Consider the following 19,261-nt stretch of genomic DNA (forward strand, 5'->3'; position numbering starts at 1 on the left):
GGTTTTCCTCACGGGGAATCCTGCTACCGAGTATATGCGATCCACGGCGGTCCGACAAATCCACCCCTCCGCACGCCGGATTCTCCTCCCTGCCAGCAGTGTGGAGGATGCCAGGGGTTCCGGGATGCCCTCTTCCCACACATTGCTCCCCACCGGAAACCCTGCCTTCCCAACCCATCTTTGAAGACCCCTCTTGACAGATCCGCTTGACCTCGATAAAATAAAAGCGCTTTACAAAAGCGCTTCATCGAACATGTGGGAAGAGCCCCCCGTTGGGAGTCAGCGATCTATCGGGTGATCCTCAGCGAGCGCGAAGGCGGGTGTTCCGGCCGGGAGTCTCCTGCAGGCGGGGAAGGGCATGCCCACGATTTATGACATCGCGCGGGAAGCGGGCGTTTCCATCACCACGGTCTCCAACATCCTGAACAATAAAGGCCGGTTCAAGCCGGAGACCGTGGCGCGGGTGTTGGAGGCGGTCGAGCGCCTCAAATACCGCCCGAATTTCGCCGCCAAGAGCCTGGCGGCCCGTCGGACGAACACGGTGGCCCTTTCCGCCCTGCTCACCTCGGAGTCCTTCGATCCCCTGAACCTCCAGTATTTCGGCGCCATCGCCCAGGCCGTTAGCCGCTCCGGCTTTAATTTCCTCCTTCAGATCAGTCAAGATCTGGAGTCCTTCGAGCGTTTTGCCGCCACCGGGATCTGCGACGGCTGGCTGCTGATGATGGTCCGCCGTCAGGATGAGCGCGTCGCCCTTTTGAAGGAGCTGGGCGTTCCCTTCGTCTCGATCGGGCGGCCCGATGAGATAGAAGGGGTGGATGTGGTGGATACGGATTTTGTCCAGACGGCGCGGCTGGCGCTGGAGCATTTGCTTGCCCTGGGGCACCGGCGGATCGCCTATCTGGCGGAGCCGCTGGAGTTCGGCTATTCGGCGATCCGTCTGCGGGCGTATCTGGCTTATCTCAAGGAATATGGCCTGGAGGGGAACGCCGACCTGGTGGTGGAGACCGATGGGACCGAGGCCGGGACGGTGCGGGCGTTGGAGGCGCTCTGGTCCAAAGGGCGTGCCATCACGGCGATCATCACCCATGATATCCCGGCGCTCACGGTGCTGCGCACGCTCCGGGAGTGGGGGCTTCGGGTCCCGGCGGACATCTCGGTGATCGGATGTTCGGACTCCCCGCTGGCCGCGCTGGCGGATCCTCCGTTAACGACGATCAATCTGTATGTAGACCGGATCGCGGAGGCGGCGGCGGAGGCCCTGGCCCGTCGGCTGCAGGAGCCAGAGGCGCCGCCGGCTCATATCCTGATCCCCGCGCAGCTCATCGTGCGGGAGTCCACCGGCCCGGCGCCGGGTTGAGCCATCGGCGAACACCCAATCGATAACTCAGTGAGGAAGGAGCCATGGATCAACGGCAGCGCATCGCCGTATGGGCATTGGTTTTGATTCTGAGCTTGGCCCTCCCCCTCCGCGGGCAACGGGCGCGAGCGGCCACCAACGACAACAATGTAGAATGGCTCGGTCTGGGCCACAATAGCCGTAGCTCCTTCTATCGCAACCCGGTGGGGGCGATCCCGACGGGCCAGCGGGTTCATCTGCGCCTCCGTGTGTATCGCTACGATATTACAGGGGCGGTGGTCCGCATCTGGAACAGCGCGGCAGGCCGGGAGGAGCTTTACCCTATGGCATGGGAGACCAATGACGCGACCTATGATTACTGGGGTGTGGATCTACCGGCCTATACCGCTCCGACGGTCCTCTGGTACCACTTCCGGATCTACGATGGCTCTGCGGTGGCGTATTACGCCGACGATGGCGCGCGGGATGGCGGCTGGGGAGCGGCTTACGGTAATGAGGCCGACGCCCAGGCCAATGATTACAACATCACGATTTATGACCCCAATTTCACGACTCCGGACTGGTTGAAGAACGCAGTAATTTACCAGATCTTTCCGGATCGGTTCTACAATGGTGATTCATCGAACGATCCCAAGACCACGGAAAAAGTCTATGGGGATTCGGTGCTCTTCCACACGAACTGGTTTGATCTTCCGGAGAATCCGCCCCGGGGCCGGGACTTCTATGGGGGAGATTTGGCGGGGATCCTGGCCAAAGTGGATCAGTTGCGGGATCTCGGGGTCACTGCCATCTATCTGAACCCGATCTTTACGTCGCCCTCGAACCACAAATACGATATTACAAATTACTTCCAAATTGATCCTCACTTTGGAACGCTAACCACTTTTCAGAATCTGGTCAGCGCTTTACATAATCGAGGGATACGTTTAATTCTGGATGGGGTGTTCAATCACACCAGCGTGGCTCATCCCTTCTTCCAGGATGTTGTGCAACGGGGATCGGCTTCTCCCTACTGGTCGTGGTATACCGTTTATCGTTATCCGATCCGGTGGTTTGATGACCGGAACCGAAACCACCTCTGGGATCCTGGGGAGCCGCAGGTGAACTGGGACAGCCCGCTGCAGGGCATCCTGGGTTCTCCCGATTATGCCAGCTGGTGGGGCTTCGCCACACTCCCGGAATGGACGGAGGTTCAGGCGGTTCGAGATTACGTGTATGGATCGTCGGGGGCCGTGGCGCGCTATTGGCTCCAACAGGGGGCTGATGGATGGCGGCTGGACGTGGCGGATGAAGTCAGCCACTCCTTCTGGCAGGGCTTCCGGACGGCCGTGAAGGCAACCCGAGCCGATGCCCCGGTGATCGGGGAAGTTTGGGGGGATGCCAGCGAGTATCTCACGGGCCGGGAGATGGACAGTGTGATGAACTATCGGCTGAAGTTCGCGGTGACGGATTTCATTGCCCGGCGCTCCATTGGACCTACTGCCTTCCATCAGCGGCTCCTGGCTATCTGGGAGGATTATCCGCCCCAGGCATGGTATGCTCTCATGAACCTGCTGGATTCCCATGACACCGCTCGCTTTCTGTATGATGCGGGCGGCGACAAGGCGCGCCTACGGCTGGCCTATCTCTTCTTGATGACCTATCCGGGCGCCCCCACCATCTACTATGGAGACGAGGTGGGCCTGACAGGAGCCAATGATCCGGATAACCGGCGCACGTATCCGTGGGGTCAGGAGGATCAAGCGCTCCGCGCCGATGTGAAGCGGTTGATTCGCATCCGATCCCTTTATGCGGCGTTGCGGACCGGTGGGATCGCCCATGGGGCGATCCTGGATGAGGCGAGCGGCACGTATGGTTATCGCCGCTGGGATAGCTCCTTCAAGCTCCTGGTTGGCCTTAACAATAGCGACTCCAGTCGAATCCTTTCCTTCCCCGTCTCCGGGTATCTGGCCGATGGAACGCGGGTCACTGATCTCTGGAACGGGGGGCAGTATGCAGTCAGCGGAGGACGGGTGGGGGTCTCTGTCCCTCCGAAGGGTGGAGCGATCCTGGTCGCCGGCGCCTCGAGCGATGTGAAGGTGACGTTCACCGTTCAGGGCTATGTGACCTACTATGGCCAGAACATCTTTGTGGTCGGTGATGCGCCGGAGCTTGGGTTCTGGGATCCGGCCAAAGCGCGGCCGCTCTCATGGGTGAACTCGAACACATGGTCTGGGGATGTCTATTTCACCAATTACAGCAAGTGCGGGACGCTCCAATACAAATACATTGTCAAGAACCCGAATGGCTCCGTAATCTGGGAAGGCGGTACGAACCATATCCGCACGTTGCCATGCTCCGGTTCTGCGGCCTTTACCGATCAATGGCAACCGTAGCCGATCCCAGGGGCGCTATACAGAGCCCCTGAGACGGGAAGATCTTAAAAAGGAGGTGCAAGATGGTTCCGCGGCGTTGGTTTCTCTGGATCATCAGTCTGCTGGTGATCGGGTCGCTGCTGGGGGCCTGTGCGACGCCTACGCCAGTGCCTCCGACCGCGACCCAGGCCGCTCCGGCGGCTTCTCCCACCGCTCCGGCAGCCGCCACGCCCACGACGGCTCCCTCTCCGACACCTGCTCCCAAGACCAAGCTGACGATCTGGCACGCCTATCACACGGGAGGATCGGAGGAGCAGGCCCTGACGCAGATCCTGAAGAACTATCAGCAGAAGAACCCGAACGTGGAGGTGCAGGTTCTGGCCATCCCCTTCGATCAGATTTTCACCAAGTGGGAGACCGAGGTCGCGGCCGGGGGTGGCCCAGACATGTTCACAGCACCCAACGACCAGCTGGGTAAAGAGGTGCGGGCGGGCCTCATTGCTCCCCTGGACGATCTGCTGAAGGGCAAGCTCGAGAACGTGGCGCCCATCGGGATCCAGGGGATGCAGGTTGGGGGCAAGATCTACGGCGTGCCAGGCATCGTGAAAGCGGTCGCCCTTTATTACAACAAGTCCACGGTGCCTGAGCCTCCGAAGACCACCGACGATTTGCTGAAGCTGGTCAAGGCGGGCAAGAAACTGGTGCTCTACGCCGGCGGAGCGGCGGCCTATTTCCACTTTGGCTGGTATTCGGCCTTCGGAGGCCAGCTGGCGGATCCGCAGGGCCGCTGCATTGCTGATAAAGGAGGCGTGGCGGAAGCGTTGCAGTTCCTGCTGGATCTCAAGGCGGCCGGTGCTCAGTTCGAATCGGATCTCTCGAAGGGGGCCACTTTGTTCCGTCAGGGCAAAGCCGATATGATCGTGGACGGCCCCTGGATGCTCGGGGATTATAAGAAGGATCTGGGCGACAAGCTGGGCGTCGTCCCCCTCCCGGCAGGTCCGAAGGGGCCGGCCAAGCCGCTGACGGGTGTGGACGGCTGGTATATCAATCCGAACAGCAAGAACAAGGAGGCCGCGGTCGCCCTGGCCCTTTATATCTTCGGGCCCGAGGGCCTCAAGATCTATGCCGACGTGGCCGGCGGTCCACCCGTCCGCACGGATGTGCAGGTGGCGGATCCGCTGGTCAACACCTTCGCGGAGGCTGCCGCAGCGGGCTTCCCGCGTCCTCAGGAAGCATGGTTTGATAATTACTGGGGCCCCTTCGGGGATATGTTCACCGCTGTCCTGGAAGGGAAGGCCAAGCCCGCCGATGCAGTGGCCAAGGCTTGTGCGGATATGAATAAGGCGAACAAGTTCTCCCCGTAAGCAGGCGATGCCCAGGGGGCGCGAGCGGAGGTTGCTCGCGCCCCCTGCTATGAATCGGGAGGGGAAAATGGCCCCGATCGGTCTGTCCTTTCCAAGTGTCGCTTGGATCCGGTCCCGTCGCTGGCTCTCTGCATATTTATACTTGCTTCCGGCCCTCCTCATCATGGGGGTGATCACGTTCTATCCGATGGCCTATCAGGTCTACATGTCCTTTACGGATTATGGTCTGAAAAACCTTCGCATCGACGCTCCTCCTCCGAACTGGGTGGGGCTGGAAAATTACGTTCGCATCCTGCGGGGGGAGATCGGGCTTTCCTATTTCAACTTCTGGCGGACCCTGGCGTTCAATCTGTTCTGGACGTTCTCGAACGTTGCCATCCATGTGGTTCTGGGGGTCCTTATTGCCGTCGCCCTGAACACGGAGGGGCTGTGGGGCAAACGATTCTACCGGGCCCTGTTTGTCCTGCCCATTGTCATCCCCCAAATCATCGTGGCGAACGTGTTCCGGAACATGTTCGATCCGGATTATGGGGCGATCAATCAGGGCCTGGCGCTGATCGGCGGACTGCTCGGGTTTCCTCGAGAAGCTTTCCATATCCGATGGATCGATCAGGTAGATCCGCCGATCCCATGGCTGCTTCCGGGCCTGCCGCTGCCACTGGCGTATTACGCTCTTTTGATCACAAATGTGTGGCTGGGGTGGCCGTTCATGACCATCGTGGCGACAGGGGCTCTACAGAGCATTCCGAAAGACCTCTACGAAGCTGCCGATTTAGACGGGGCGACGCCCTGGCAGAAGCTTCGATACATCACGCTTCCTTTGCTGCGACCGGCCATGGTCCCGGCTGCGGTCTATGGGATCGTGGTCACCTTCAATCTCTTCAGCCTGATCTATTTCCTGTCCGGCGGTGGCCCTCTGCGGCAGACTGAGATCCTCATCACCATTGCCTTCCGGCTGGTCAACGAGCAGCGTCTCTACGGCGTGGCGGCTGCTTTCTGCGTTTATATCTTCTTCATCCTCCTGGCGATCACCCTGGTGACCAACGCGATCACTCGAGCGACGGAGAGTTACGATGTCTAGTCTGGCGGTTCGCGTGCGATTGCAAGGCTGGTGGCGAGAGCGGCGGATGGCGCAGGCCTATCGTTCGCCGGGTCGGCGTCTCCCGTTACGATATCAGCTGGCCCTGCAGGCGGTGTTGCTGCTGATCGCCTTCACGGTCCTCTACCCGATCCTGTGGGTCGTCAGCTTATCTCTCGATCCCCGGGATATCTCTCGTCCGACGGAATTGCGGTTGATCCCGCCCGGGGCCTCGCTGGAGGCCTACCGGAAAGTCTTGCGGCAGCCCACCCCGAATCCGGTGAGCTGGCCCGAGCTCGCCTTCAACAGCTTCCGGCTGTCCGTCGGCACGGGGCTGGCTTCCGTGATTGTAGGGGTGTTCGCGGCTTATGCGTTTTCTCGCATGCGGTTCCACGGCCGGCGGATCTTCATGATCGCTATCCTGGCCGTCTTAATGCTGCCTCCGATTGCCACCCTTCCCGCCCTCTTTGTGCTGTTGAATAAGGTGCAGATCACAGTGGGGGAAATGACCTTCAATCTCCGCAACTCCCTTTGGGGGGTAGGGCTGGCTGTTCTATCCAGCCTCTTGCCCTTCGCGATCTGGAACCTCAAGGGGTATATTGACACGATCCCTCGGGACCTCGAGGAGGCAGCGTTGATCGATGGGTGCACGCCGGTTCAGGCTTTCGTGCGCATCACCCTTCCCCTGACCATGCCGGCTCTGGCGGTGACCGGCTTCCTGGGCTTCATGAGCACATGGACCGAGTTCGCGATCTCGTGGCAGTTTTTGACCAATCCCAAGGATTTCACGCTGATGATGGCGCTTTACAACATGGTGGGTCAGTATGCGGATAGCACACCATGGTCGATGTTCTCCGCGATGGCTATCCTGGTCGCCCTGCCTGTCTCTGCGGTTTACTTCTGGATCCAGCGCTACATCGTCAGCGGATTAACCCTGGGCTGGCGTTAAGGGGCCAACGATGCGCTGCGGGGGCTCTTCCTCCTTACGCCGTTGTCTCGTGGTTTCTGTGTTCCTGGCCCTCCTCGCGACGGGACGCATCCCTCCATCGACCCGGGCAGATGCAGGGATCGCGCTGGATGGGCTTCGGGAGCCTGCTTACGGCATGCCCATCGCCACGGATCCCCCTGGGGACCTGGCCAGCCCGGGGCCGCGGGATTGGGTGGGAACCCAGTGGGCGGATCTCACGGCCCTCTATGTGACCCACGATGCTCAATATCTTTATGTGTATGCAGACCTGCCCGCGTATCAGAAAAGCACTTCCTCCGGGCAGATCGGGCTGCTGATCGATGTGGGCGGAACGCCTCAGGGAGGAACTCAGGATCCCTGGGGCAATGCCATCGCTTTCGCTCATCCCTGGAAGCCCGACTTCGTGGTCCGTGGGAACATCCCGGGCGCCTCCCCCTCCGATAACGGTTGGACAGAACTGCTGCGATGGGACGGATCTGCGTGGCAGGGCTATGGCGTCAACTGGGGAGGCATTCCTCCAGGCGGCCAGACAGGTACCCGCATTGCCTACGCTGACGGCCGTGGGGTGGAGTTTCGCATCCCCCTCTCCGAGATCGGGGCCTCGTTAGGGATGACCCTCCATCTGCAACTTTTCACCACCCAGGGTGGGAGCACCAAGGGCGCTTATGATACCGTTCCCCCGGATAGCCAATCCACGGGATGGGATGCCTCTACTACGCTCTCCCAATGGATCACATACACCCTGGGCGCCGTGCCCGATTGCGATGTCTGGTGGGCAGAGGTGCGCCACGATACCTTCGATCCAGCCTATCGGCAACCCCACGGCGCTATCCCGGCGGGGACTCCTATCCGGCTACGGCTGCGCACTGCTCACAACGATCTCACCCGAGTGCGGCTTCGGGTGTGGGATGATCGAACAGACACGGAGACCTTCTATACGATGGGCCTGGAAGCCCAAGGGACAGTCTACGATACCTGGACTGTCACCTTGCCGGTCACAGCCACCGCCCAGCCTACGATTCTTTACTACGTTTTCGAACTGACCGATGATGGGGGCGGCGCATGCCCCTTCAATCGCACCCCCGATACGGACTGGTATGCCGATGACGATCCCCAATTCTATGGGGGCGGAACCGGTCAAATGTATGACGACTTCAACCAGGTGGTCTGGAAGAGCTTCCAGATCACTGTTTACGACCCTGCCTTCGCGGTCCCTGAATGGCTTCAGCGGGCCGTCGTCTACCAGATCTTCCCCGATCGCTTCCGCGACGGGGATCCGTCCAACGATCCCTTACCGGGTCGCTTCTACTACAATCGTCCGGGCGGAACTCTCTTTCGGTCCGGGAGCTCAGCCTGGAACACGCGGATCTGTGATCCGCGGGACAGCGCGGGACCATGCCCGGACGCCTATGGCGAGAACTTCTATGGGGGCGACCTGCGGGGGATCCTCCAGAAGATCCGGGAGGGATACTTCGATGCGCTGGGGGTGACTGTCCTCTATCTGAACCCCATTTTCCGCTCTCCGTCCAATCACAAATACGATACGGTGGATTACTTCCACATTGACCCGGATTTCGGGACGCTGGAGGACTTCCAGGCGCTGGTGCAGGAAGCCGCAGCCCACGGGATCCGCATCATCCTGGATGGGGTCTTCAACCACGTCTCCTCGGACAGCCCTTACTTTGACCGCTACAGCCGTTATGACGCTGCCGGGAATCTCACCTCCCCGAACGGGCCTGGCCTCGATGACAACTCCGGGGCATGTGAGAGCCCCGCTTCCCCTTATCGGGCATGGTTCTTCTTCCCGGACATCGGGCATCCGCCGATGAGCGCGGGTGACCGCTGTGATGCGAATGACGCGGATGACCCGGCCGGGCCATGGACGATGACCTACGAGACCTGGCAGGGTTATGGTTCTCTTCCAAAACTCAACACCGCTCACCCATCGGTCCGGGCCCTTTTCTACACCCAGGGGACTGCCTCCGTGGGCCCCTATTGGATCCAACAAGGGGCTTCAGGCTGGCGCCTGGATGTGGCCGGCGATGTGGATCCTGGCCTCACCATATCCCCGACCAACGGGTTCTGGTCCGGGTTCCGGGCAGCGATCCGATCCGTGCGACCGGATGCGGTGATGATCGGGGAGGAGTGGGGGGATGCCTCACCATGGTTGCTGGGCTCCCAGTGGGACAGCGCCATGAATTACCGGTTCCGATCGGCTGTCCTGGGCTGGCTGGCCACGGGTTGCGCCGGGAACGGATGCTCCGGCGGGACGGTCTTTCAGGATAACGATGATAACCCGGGGAGCGTCAGCGGTCCGATCGCCCCTCTAACTCCTTCTCAGTTCCATGCCCGGCTGATGTCCATCTGGGAGGATTATCCCCCGCCGGCATGGAAGGCCATGCTGAACCTGTTGGGCTCCCACGATACCAACCGCCTGCGCTTCTTGCTCCGCAAGGTCAACGGGGACGACGACGCCAAGGCCCGGCATCGGATGCAGGAGGCCTGGCTGTTTGCCTTCACCTATGCGGGGGCTCCTACGCTCTACTATGGAGACGAGGTGGGCCTTTCTCAGGATGGCGTCTGGGATGGGAGCACCTGGCAGGACGATCCCTACAACCGGGCTCCCTATCCATGGCCGGATACGCCAGGGGATTTCCAGGCGGACCTCTCGCTGTGGGCCTTCGTGCAGCGGATGGCCAGCATCCGCCATGCGGTCCGTGCCCTCCAGGATGGCGATGTCCTTCACGGGCTGATCATAGATGACGCGAACCGCCTCTACGGGTTTGCCCGAATTTGGGGTTCTCAGGCGGTTGTCGTCTTGCTGAACCGAGACACCGTCACCCATACGATCACGCTTTCCGGCGTGGATACCTCGCCCATCGGATGGACGAACGGGACGGTCTTACAGGAAGTTCTCTCAGGCGTCACCATTCCGGTGTCCAATGGACAGGTGACTATTCCTGTGCCCCCGGAGTGGGGAGCCGTTGTGCTGCAGCCCGAGCAGGCGGACACCCCGGCTGCCCCAACCGTCCTTGCTGACCCTCAATCGGACGGTGTGGCCCTCCGCTGGCGTCCGATCCGACAGGACACCCAGGGTGGGGCTGAGGTTGTGACCAGGTATGAGGTCTTCCAAAGCCCCTCTGTAGAGGGTCCATGGACAAGCGTGGGGATGACCTCAACAGCCCCCTTCGGGGAGCCTGATGGCTATCTCCATTTCTTCATCCCTCATGTATCTTGGTCTTCTTTCTTCAAGGTACGCGCTTACAACGCCCTTGGACGCTATGGAGAGTCGGCGCCGGTGCAGCTGGCGGCGGATGTGGGGGTGGGGCTGGGGGCTGAGCCTGTTCCGGCCGTGGCGGGGGGTGTGGTGACGGTGACGCTGGCGATCACCAATGGGGGTCCGTCGCAGGCGGCGGGGGTGGTGGTGAGCGTGACGTTGCCTGCGGCGCTGACGCCGCAGGTTCTTCCGGGGGATTGCGGTGGGACCAATCCGGTGGTGTGTGGGGTGGGGGATCTGGCGGCAGGGGCGACGCGGACTTATGGGCTTCGGCTGGGGGTGGATCCTGCGGCCACGGGCAGCGTGGCGGTCACGGCCACGGTGGGGGCTCAAACGCCGGATCCGGGTCTGGGGAATAACACGGCGGTGCTTGGGATTCCGCTCACCACGGCGGCGGATGTGGGGGTGGCTCAGACCCTGACTGCCCAGTGGGTGGGGAACGGCTGGCGGATCACTCAGACGATTACATGGACCCAGGCAGGCCCTTCACGGGCTGCCTCTGCGGTTCTCACGGACACGTTCCCGATCGAAGTGACGCTGGAGGGCGACCCGCCGGCCGGGTGCACCCGCCAGGGAAGCGCTCTGCGCTGCACCCAATCGCCGATGGCTCCCGGGGCAACCCGTATCCTGTCGATTCGGTTCTTCCGACCTGCCACCCCGATCTTCTTGGGGATCTGGCGAGTGGAAGGAGGGGCGAGCGAGCCGGACCCGGAGCCGTCGAACAACATCTCGGAGGCCTCGCTGATGCTACGCCGCTACATGCTCTTCCTCCCGTTCATCGCCCGATTCTCAACGCCTTAGATCCAGGATCCAAGGGGCTCCATGGGCTCCAATGGAAAGGGGCGCTTCGTGTTTCTTCTGGGGCTGATGGCCCTCGCCTGTCAGCCTGTTTCACGGCCATCTCCCACCGCCCCTCTTTCCCCTTTCCCAAGCCCAAAGGCGACAGCCGCGCCTGACCCATCGTGGTTCCGGGACGCTGTGCTGTATCTCATCTTCGTCCGTTCCTTCGCCGATCATGATGGGGACGGCATCGGGGACCTCCGGGGAATCATCGACCGACTGGATTACCTGCAGGGATTAGGGGTCACCGCGATCTGGTTGATGCCCATCTATCCTTCCCCTTCTGATCACGGCTATGACGTGATGGAGCACTTCGACGTCCGTCCGGAATATGGGACGATCACGGACCTTCGGGCCCTCGTCGAGGCTGCCCATGCCCGGGGAATGCGGGTGCTCCTGGATTTCGTCCCCTCTCATCTCTCCAGTCAGCACCCTCTTTTCCGCGATGCCTTCGGCCGGCCGGACTCCCCTTATAGCGGCTGGTTTCTCTGGCTCAACGAGGCCCACACTCAGTATCTCGCCTTTGACGGCGTGACCAGCATGCCGCGATTCAACCACCGCAACCCGGAGGTAGTGCGCTACCTCACCCGTGTCGCCCGCTTCTGGCTGGAGCAGGGTGTGGACGGCTTTCGGGTCGACAACGCCACCTTCCCCCCCAAGGCGTTCTTCAGTGAGCTGCGCACTGCAGTCCGAGCCATCCGTCCGGATGCCCTGCTTCTGGGGGAGGTATGGCAGCGGGACGTCCCGGCTCTGAGCGAATATTTTGATCGCTTCGATGCCCTTTTCGATTTCCCTCTTTACCATGTGCTGATGGGGAGCCCGGACCGCAACGGCGACGGTTTGCTGGCCGGCCAGGGCCCTCCGGCCCTTCTCTCCGACCTCTTTGAAGAGGAGGCCGCGCGCTTCCCACCCACGGGGATGGCCGTGCGCTTCCTCTCCAACCACGACACCAACCGGCTGGCCACGAAGCTGGGGGGAGATCCAGATCGCCTGCGGCTGGCAGCTGCCCTGTGGAGCGCTCTGCCAGGGCCGCTCCAGCTCTACTATGGGGAGGAGATCGGCATGCGGGGGCAGAAGGGGGGTCCGCCAGCATGGGACAACTACCGCCGGGAGCCGATGGACTGGTATGCTGCGGGAGAGGGACCCGGGCAGACCACCTGGTTCCGACCCCCCGACCGTTGGAACCGTCCGGACGATGGGATCTCGGTAGAGGAGGAGGAGAAGGACCCCGCCTCGCTGCTGAACACCTACCGCCGACTCCTTCGCCTGCGGGCGACGACGCCGGCGCTGCGGGAAGGGGATTTCGCACTGCTCCCCCTGGAGGCACCGGCGCCGGGGCCGTGGGGGTTCGTGCGACGAGCGGGGGATCAGACGGTGGTCGCTATTTTCAACTTCGCCCAAGAACCCCTTCCGGCAACGATCCTCGCCTTCCCCTTCACGGCCCCGGCCCTGCGGGATCTGTGGAGCGGGCAGGTCTTCCCCAGTGCCCAGGCCGGACAGCCCTATACCGTGACGCTGCCCGGTGCGGGTGCCATGCTCTTAGCCGCCCCCTGAGCCCTTATCGCCCCACAGGCTCCTGGGCCCGGTCCGGTGGGCACAGGAAGGGTGACCCCTCCCGCCCTGCGTGATAGGCGTAGCGGGTTCCTCCGATTTCGAGGACAATCCGATAGCCAGGGGTGAGAACCTGGGCATACATCCGTCCGCGCTCTGGGCATCCCAGGCTGCTATCGGGCCAGGTCACCGCCTGTGCCTCAACCACCCGGATCTCCTCCTCCTGCACGCCTATGCGGGCAGCCAGGTCTTTCCGGGCCTGCTCGATTCGCACCTCCAGTTCAGGTTCCATAGGGGATTCTCCTGAAGTGCCCCGTGCGGGTGTGGGTCGATGCGGCGCGGGAAGGGGAGAGAATCCTTCCAGCGGGGAAACCGCGGGGCGCGCTGGCGCGCACGCCCCGAGCACCCCCATGAGCACTCCCGCGATCCAGATCCAATGCCCTTGTCCCATCCTCATAGAACACCTCCTGGGAGCATGCAGGAATGGCTCGCCCTTAGGAGCCGACGGCTTCTCTTAAGGAGACGTTTCCCAGGAGGCGAGGGTTCCCTTTCGCCAGGCTCAGTCGTCATCCCGCGTGAGGCGGAGATACTTCTCGGCCAGGTCCGCGAACTCCTCCTTCTCTCCACGCGCCAGTTCCTCCAGGAACGAGGCGTCATAATCACGGGTCCGCACCACCACCGGCATGGGCACCGCGTGGCCCAGCAGCAGGGCCTGCTGTTTGGTCTCCAGGCGGGCCAGCACCTCGCGCAGCCGGGAGGCGCCGGAGATCCCGGAAAGGGCGGCGCGCACATCTTCCTCATGGTCCAGCAGGCACAGCACCCGCGTGCCGATCTGGGAGAGCACCTCGCTGTCGATCTGGCTGGGCCGCTGGTCGACAATCAGCAAGGTGACGTTATACTTGCGCAATTCCCGGGCGATGGTCCCGAACACGGTGTGCTCCGCGATGCCGGGCTGCAGGAACTTGTGCGCCTCCTCGACGACGATCACCAGATGCGGCGGCTCCCGGCTGGAATCCCCCAGGGCGGCCTCCTTGCGGCGGACGTATTCCGCGTGGATGCGACGGGTCAGGTAGTTGGCCACCAGCACGTAGGCCGCCATATCGTTCCCATAGCGCCCGAATTCGAGCACCACGCTCTGACCCTCGAGAACCCGGGAGAGGATCGCCTGGGCAGCGTCCTCAGAGGCCTGGGGGACCAGAAACCGGAACCGATGAAAGAGGCCCAGCTTGCGCTGGAGGGCGCCCAGGGTGCTGCTGGTGATCAGATCCCGCTCCACCAGATCCGCCAGGGGATCGGTCTCCGTTTCCTCTTCGTTTTCGTTCTCCCCGGCGAACTCTCGATCCTCCTCCAGCAGGATCCGCAGCCAGTCCCGGCCCAGCCGGCGCCGCAGCATGTAAAGGGCGCCGATCTGGACCTCGCTCAGGCCGATGACGCCGCGCAGGAGCTCGACATCCTCCGGTTCGATCTGGTCATAGCCGATGCGAACGACGAGGTCATACCGGCTGCTCCGTCGCCGGGAGGACTCCTCGTCCAGGGTGGCGATGGCCACCCGGGAAAAGCACCCGGGCAATTGCTTCAGGCCCGGGACATGGCCTCCCTCCCCCGGGGCGCTCCATCCGTATTCGTTGTGCATGTCGAAGATCAGGGCCACAGAGGTATTATGGTAGATCACCCCGGCCAGCAACAGCCGGGTAAGGAAAGTCTTCCCTGTCCCGCTCTTCCCGAACACGCCACTCGAGCGCTCGACGAAACGATCCAGGTTGAGGGGGATCCGCACCCCCGGCATATCCAGGGGCTCCCCGATCACGAAATACCGCTCCTCCCGTCCCTTCACCCGGGGCCGGAAGATGGCGTGGACTTCTTCCTCAGTGGCCTCGTAGACCGGAGAGAAATGCGCGGGAACGGTTTTAACGGGCCGCGGAAGGGGATCGTTCTCCTCCAGAACCAGCATCGGCTGGACGTGGATCTGGCCGAAGACCCCAATGCCGGCCACCATCTCCCGGATCAGCGGGTCCTCCGGATCCGGAGGCATGCGGGCGAGGTCCGGGTTGACGCTGTCCAGCCGGATATCGGTGATCATCCCGAAGAAGCGCCGCCGGTATCCGTAGATCACCACGTAGCGGCCCACCGCCAGACCCTCGATGGCGATGCGAGGATCCAGCTTGACCACTAATCCCTCGGCGAGGGAACCGCCGATCACCCGCCCCAGCCGGCGCGCCTCCATCGCGGGCGGAGCGGACCATGTTCCCCGCGTCGCTGCTCGTTCCGAAGCCATAAAGAGCCTCCCGTCATCGGATGATGGGCCTTCCGCAGCGGGCCTTTTCCTGTGGGCTTTCGGGATCGCGCGATCCCCGGAGGAGTCAGGTCTGCCTCTCCGGCTCAACCGGGCGCTTCTACCGCCATCCGGATCCGGCGCAGCACCTGCCCCAGGCGCGTGGGCTCGTCGGCCAGCAGCCGCACCAGTTCCTGACCAACCTGGATCAGGAAGTCCCGCTGATGGGGTCCAGGCCGGATAGCGGCGGCGGCCCGGACGACCGCTGCGAGCACATCATCGGAGGCCTCGCGGGCCTCCACCAGGGTGCGGATGAAATCCGGCTGCTCGGTGAATCGCTGGATCTGGGCGGGCAGACAGGTGTAAACCGGTTCCAGCAGGGCCGGGGGCTGATGGGGGATGCCATAATATGTAAAGCGGTCCCGCATGTAACCCAGCGTGAGCACCCCGATCTGAACCGGGATGTTGCGGTTCTCGATCATGTCCTGCTGGATCTCCTGCGGCGGGACGTCCTGGAGCGCGACCATGCGGGTGAGCTCATCCCCCTCCAGGATCAGATCGTAGATGATGCCGATGATGGTCGTCTCCCCCCGGGCGGTCTGGACGAAGGACCCGAAGGCCGGGATATCCTCAGCGGTCAACCGACAGCCCACCAGAAAAGTGCGGGCGCTGGATTCGATCACCCGCCCGATGAAGGCGGGCCCTGCGGATGGATTCGAACGACCCTGTGGGATGGCCATCTCTGGCTCCAGCTTCAAAGTCTGGGGCGTTGCGCCGTTGGTCTCCTCCGTTTCATGGGATGAGGAAACGAAACGCCGCGCATTATCCGCCCAGCCACTCCTTTTGACGGGCCTTGGCGGAGATCGAGACGTGAAGGCCGCGCCGGAGGAGGGCCTCCTGGATCATCCCTTCCAGTTGCTTTCGCTCGTCCGGGCGGATGCGGGCCAGCTCATGGGCCCGGGTGAGCAGATACGGATACGGGGCTTCCGCCAGGATGCGACACTGGTCCCAGATCGCCCGATGGAGCCGATCCAGGCGGGCCCGATCCCGGGCCACCCACTCCGGGATTTCCACGCGGGCGAGATGGGGGCGGCCTTCCGTCCCCACATTGAGATAGAAGAACAGAAGGCGGTGCCCTTCGCGATCCAGGTGATCGTTGATCGGCCATGTTGGGGCGAAGAGGGCCGAGCGCTCGCCAGGCTTCAGCAGCTCGGCAAAGAGGGCCCGATCTCGCAACTGTCCAAACGGGTAGTCGGCAACCTTCTCCCGGGAGATCTCATCCGGATCCAGGAGCCCCAGGGCCAGCAAGCGCAGCACCGCGTGGCCCGTGGGCCGATCCACGTATCCCGCGATGGCACCCCCCGTCTCCTTTGCGGATTCCAGGGCTCCAATGGCGCGTCGGAAGAGCTCTCGATATCGTTCCGCCGAGACCGCCGCGAAGGGTTCGCCCCGGGCCAGGGCCCAGGGAAGCAGCAGGCCGTCCGCCAGCCCCACCGGCGGGCCGAAGGCGTCATCGGCCCGCCGGGCCATCGCCGCCGCCAGCTGCTCCAGCTCTTGGATGTCTCGCTCGGCCTCCAGGTCGTTCAGGGCGCGCATCTCCCCGTCCTCGGTGAAAAGCTCTTCCTCTCGATACCAGAACACGAGATGGTGCCATGTGTGAGGGGGGGCGCCCGAGCCGTGGCGCATCTCGATCAAACCGATGTTCAGAACAAAATAGGGAATGGTCCCGTGGCGATCCGGATAGATCTGAGAGCCGTCGGCCGCGATGACCCGCGCCTGGGGCTGTTCGGCGGGGAGAGGGAATCGGGCGGCGAGAGGCTCCCCCCAGGGGATCGCCCCGCGCCATCCAACCCGCATGGCCTCCCGAGCCATCCGCTGCAGGCGCTCCAGATCGTCAGAGAATCGATGGAGCAGGCTCAGGGCGTATCGGAGCGTCGGAGGATGCATCCGCAAGCGATCCCGGGCGTAATCCGCCATCTCCTGCACGTGCCGTCTTACCTCCCGCCAGTCCAGCATCGTAAACCCCCTCGCGCAGGGAGAACGCTTCCCCGGCCCCCACCGGGCCAGGCTTTCATTATCATTATAGTCATGAACTCGGACCTCGCGCGGCATGCTTCGGCAAGGCTTATGTCGTTCCGATGGGGAAGACGTTCGCATCCCTCCAAAGAGAGGAGAAGCAGCCGGACCATCCGTCCCGCCGCCCTGGCTTTCCTCGCTCTCCTGCTTGCGTCGGTTTCCCCTTTGACGGATCCGGCTGGGCTGGGTATAATAAAGGTGCTTCTGCCGCTTCCAGCATCGACCTCGAAAATCACCCATGCGCATCGGAGTTAGGGGTTGCGCGACTTGCTACCCGGACATCTCTCCTGATGGATGATGAAAGGGCCCCTCGCCTTCTTTCCGGCGTTTCCCGGGTTACGTTATTAAGGAAAGAGCGATGCGCACAGGCCGGGGAGCGGTTCAGGGCCGTTTTCCCTGAGGTCCGGAGGGTTCCATTCGGGATGGGTCACAAGGGGCGTGAGGAGGGGTATGCCGGATCTCCCCGGGGGCTGGAGGATGAGATCGGTCCATGGGGGTTTTGAGGATTTTTCTCTTCTCCTCGCATCCTGTTCCCCCAGGGAATGGGAGCTCCGGCCACCGAAAGCGCCTCCATGCCGTGGCTCTCCGGATCTGATCCTCCAGCGGGCGCGATGTCGGGGCGGTAGTCTATCCTCACAATGAGTGGAACGGCCATGGAACAGGCACAGGTTCAGGTTCCTATCCTGGATTTCGATTACATTCATCTGGAATCCAAAACCCTGGATGAGCTCCGGGAACTGGCCCGGGCGCTGAAGATCCCCAGCTATAGCCGCCTGAAAAAGCAGGACCTGATTATGCGGCTCCTCCAGGCGAAGGCGGAGCAGCAGGGTTACGCCTTCGGTGGGGGGACGCTGGAGATCGTGGAGGATGATGCCCTGGGCACGATCGGGTTTCTCCGGGTGAACCCGAATTTCCTCCCCAGCCCTCAGGATATCTATGTCAGCCAGTCCCAGATCCGCCGTTTCGGCCTGCGCCGGGGCGATTTCGTCGTCGGCCAGATCCGGCCGCCGAAGGAGACGGAGAAATACTTCAGCCTCCTGCGGGTGGAAGCGGTCAACGGCCTGGACCCCGAGCAGGCTCGTCTGCGGCCGCGGTTTGAGGAGCTCACCCCGATCTTCCCGAATGAGCTCTTCGATCTGGAGACGGATCCCAAGAACCTCACCACCCGTTTGATCAACCTGGTGGCGCCGATCGGCCGGGGGCAGCGGGGCCTGATCGTCTCACCGCCCAAGGCGGGCAAGACCACCGTCCTCAAGCACATCGCCAACGCGATCTCCACCCGTTACCGGGATGTCCATCTCATGGTCGTGCTGGTGGGCGAGCGGCCGGAGGAGGTCACCGACATGGATCGCTCGGTGGAGGCCGAGGTGGTCCACAGCACCTTCGATGAGCCCCCGGAGAACCACATCAAGGTGGCGGAGCTCGCCCTGGAGCGGGCCAAGCGGATGGTGGAAGGGGGAAAGCATGTGGTCATCCTCCTGGATTCCATCACCCGGCTCACCCGGGCGTATAACCTGGTGGTGGAACCCAGCGGCCGCACCTGGACCGGCGGTCTGGATCCCGCGGCCCTGTATCCGCCCAAGCGCTTCTTCGGGGCGGCCCGGAACATCGAGAATGGCGGCTCGCTGACCATCCTGGCCACCTGTCTGATTGATACAGGGAGCCGGATGGATGATGTGATCTATGAGGAGTTCAAGGGGACCGGCAACTGGGAGCTGCATCTCTCCCGGAAGCTGGCCGAACGCCGGATCTTCCCGGCGATCGACATCGAACGCTCGGGGACGCGGCGGGAGGAGCTCCTGCTGGATCCGGATACGCTGGAGAAGGTGTGGCTGATGCGGCGGATGATCGCCCGGATGATGACCCCGCCGCCCGATGGAGGCGGCTACGACCTGACCCAGGTGATGGAGTCCCTCCTCAACGCCCTGGCGAAAACCCGCAACAACGCGGAGTTCCTCGCCCGCATCAAGAAGGGAGACTGGAGCTGAGCGTGTCTGGACGGGAGGGCAACGCCCCGGGCGTTGCCCTCCCCCAGGGGCCTCGGAACCAGCCCTCCTTAATACGAAATACGCCAACCGCCGATCGTTGAGCGGAGCCTCCCCGTTCCCCGTAGGGCAACGGCTTG

Annotated in this window: 12 protein-coding genes; 8 read left to right on the forward strand and 4 right to left on the reverse strand. The window is 62.8% G+C overall.

Going from position 1 to position 19,261, the window contains the following annotated elements; genetic code table 11:
- Positions 1 to 358: 358 nt before the first annotated feature.
- The 7 genes from VAE54_RS13840 (at position 359) to VAE54_RS13870 (ending at position 12,791) form a co-directional block, all read left to right on the forward strand.
- The gene (locus tag VAE54_RS13840) at positions 359 to 1,357 is read left to right on the forward strand and encodes a LacI family DNA-binding transcriptional regulator (RefSeq protein ID WP_322802564.1); all 999 of its coding nucleotides are present in this window, start codon (positions 359 to 361) and stop codon (positions 1,355 to 1,357) included.
- 44 nt (positions 1,358 to 1,401) lie between these two features.
- Positions 1,402 to 3,732 (forward strand): alpha-amylase family glycosyl hydrolase, encoded by a 2,331-nt coding sequence (locus VAE54_RS13845; RefSeq protein ID WP_322802565.1) that lies wholly within the window; start codon positions 1,402 to 1,404, stop codon positions 3,730 to 3,732.
- Positions 3,733 to 3,794: 62 nt separating this feature from the next.
- A complete protein-coding gene (locus VAE54_RS13850; RefSeq protein WP_322802566.1) occupies positions 3,795 to 5,075 on the forward strand; it encodes a sugar ABC transporter substrate-binding protein in 1,281 nt (426 codons plus the stop codon).
- A 67-nt stretch (positions 5,076 to 5,142) separates the two neighbouring features.
- A complete protein-coding gene (locus tag VAE54_RS13855) occupies positions 5,143 to 6,156 on the forward strand; it encodes a sugar ABC transporter permease (protein WP_322802567.1) in 1,014 nt (337 codons plus the stop codon).
- The gene (locus VAE54_RS13860; protein ID WP_322802568.1) at positions 6,149 to 7,102 is read left to right on the forward strand and encodes a sugar ABC transporter permease; all 954 of its coding nucleotides are present in this window, start codon (positions 6,149 to 6,151) and stop codon (positions 7,100 to 7,102) included. The genes VAE54_RS13855 and VAE54_RS13860 overlap by 8 nt, the downstream gene beginning before the upstream one ends.
- Before the next feature lie 10 nt (positions 7,103 to 7,112).
- On the forward strand, positions 7,113 to 11,198 hold the full coding sequence (locus tag VAE54_RS13865) for an alpha-amylase family glycosyl hydrolase (protein ID WP_322802569.1): 4,086 nt from the start codon (positions 7,113 to 7,115) through the stop codon (positions 11,196 to 11,198).
- 48 nt (positions 11,199 to 11,246) lie between these two features.
- Positions 11,247 to 12,791 carry an alpha-amylase family glycosyl hydrolase gene (locus tag VAE54_RS13870; protein WP_322802570.1) on the forward strand — a complete coding sequence of 515 codons (1,545 nt, stop codon included), beginning with the start codon at positions 11,247 to 11,249 and terminating at the stop codon, positions 12,789 to 12,791.
- Positions 12,792 to 12,795: 4 nt separating this feature from the next.
- On the opposite strand, the gene VAE54_RS13875 is transcribed toward VAE54_RS13870, so the two are convergent.
- The 4 genes from VAE54_RS13875 to VAE54_RS13890 all read right to left on the reverse strand — a co-directional run bounded on the left by VAE54_RS13875 (position 12,796) and on the right by VAE54_RS13890 (position 17,076).
- Positions 12,796 to 13,080 (reverse strand): hypothetical protein, encoded by a 285-nt coding sequence (locus VAE54_RS13875; protein WP_322802571.1) that lies wholly within the window; start codon positions 13,078 to 13,080, stop codon positions 12,796 to 12,798.
- A 267-nt stretch (positions 13,081 to 13,347) separates the two neighbouring features.
- Positions 13,348 to 15,063, reverse strand: a complete 1,716-nt coding sequence (locus VAE54_RS13880; RefSeq protein WP_322802572.1) for an ATP-binding protein — start codon at positions 15,061 to 15,063, stop codon at positions 13,348 to 13,350.
- Positions 15,064 to 15,167: 104 nt separating this feature from the next.
- Positions 15,168 to 15,800: a hypothetical protein gene (locus VAE54_RS13885; protein WP_322802573.1), complete on the reverse strand. Its 633-nt coding sequence runs from the start codon at positions 15,798 to 15,800 to the stop codon at positions 15,168 to 15,170.
- 82 nt (positions 15,801 to 15,882) lie between these two features.
- A complete protein-coding gene (locus tag VAE54_RS13890; RefSeq protein WP_322802574.1) occupies positions 15,883 to 17,076 on the reverse strand; it encodes a DNA double-strand break repair nuclease NurA in 1,194 nt (397 codons plus the stop codon).
- Between the two features lie 713 nt (positions 17,077 to 17,789).
- On the opposite strand from VAE54_RS13890, the gene rho reads away from it, so the two are divergent.
- A complete protein-coding gene (gene rho, locus VAE54_RS13895; protein ID WP_322802575.1) occupies positions 17,790 to 19,124 on the forward strand; it encodes a transcription termination factor Rho in 1,335 nt (444 codons plus the stop codon).
- Positions 19,125 to 19,261: the final 137 nt, after the last annotated feature.

Origin of the sequence: Thermoflexus sp. (genome assembly GCF_034432235.1) — a bacterium.
Lineage (GTDB): Bacteria > Chloroflexota > Anaerolineae > Thermoflexales > Thermoflexaceae > Thermoflexus.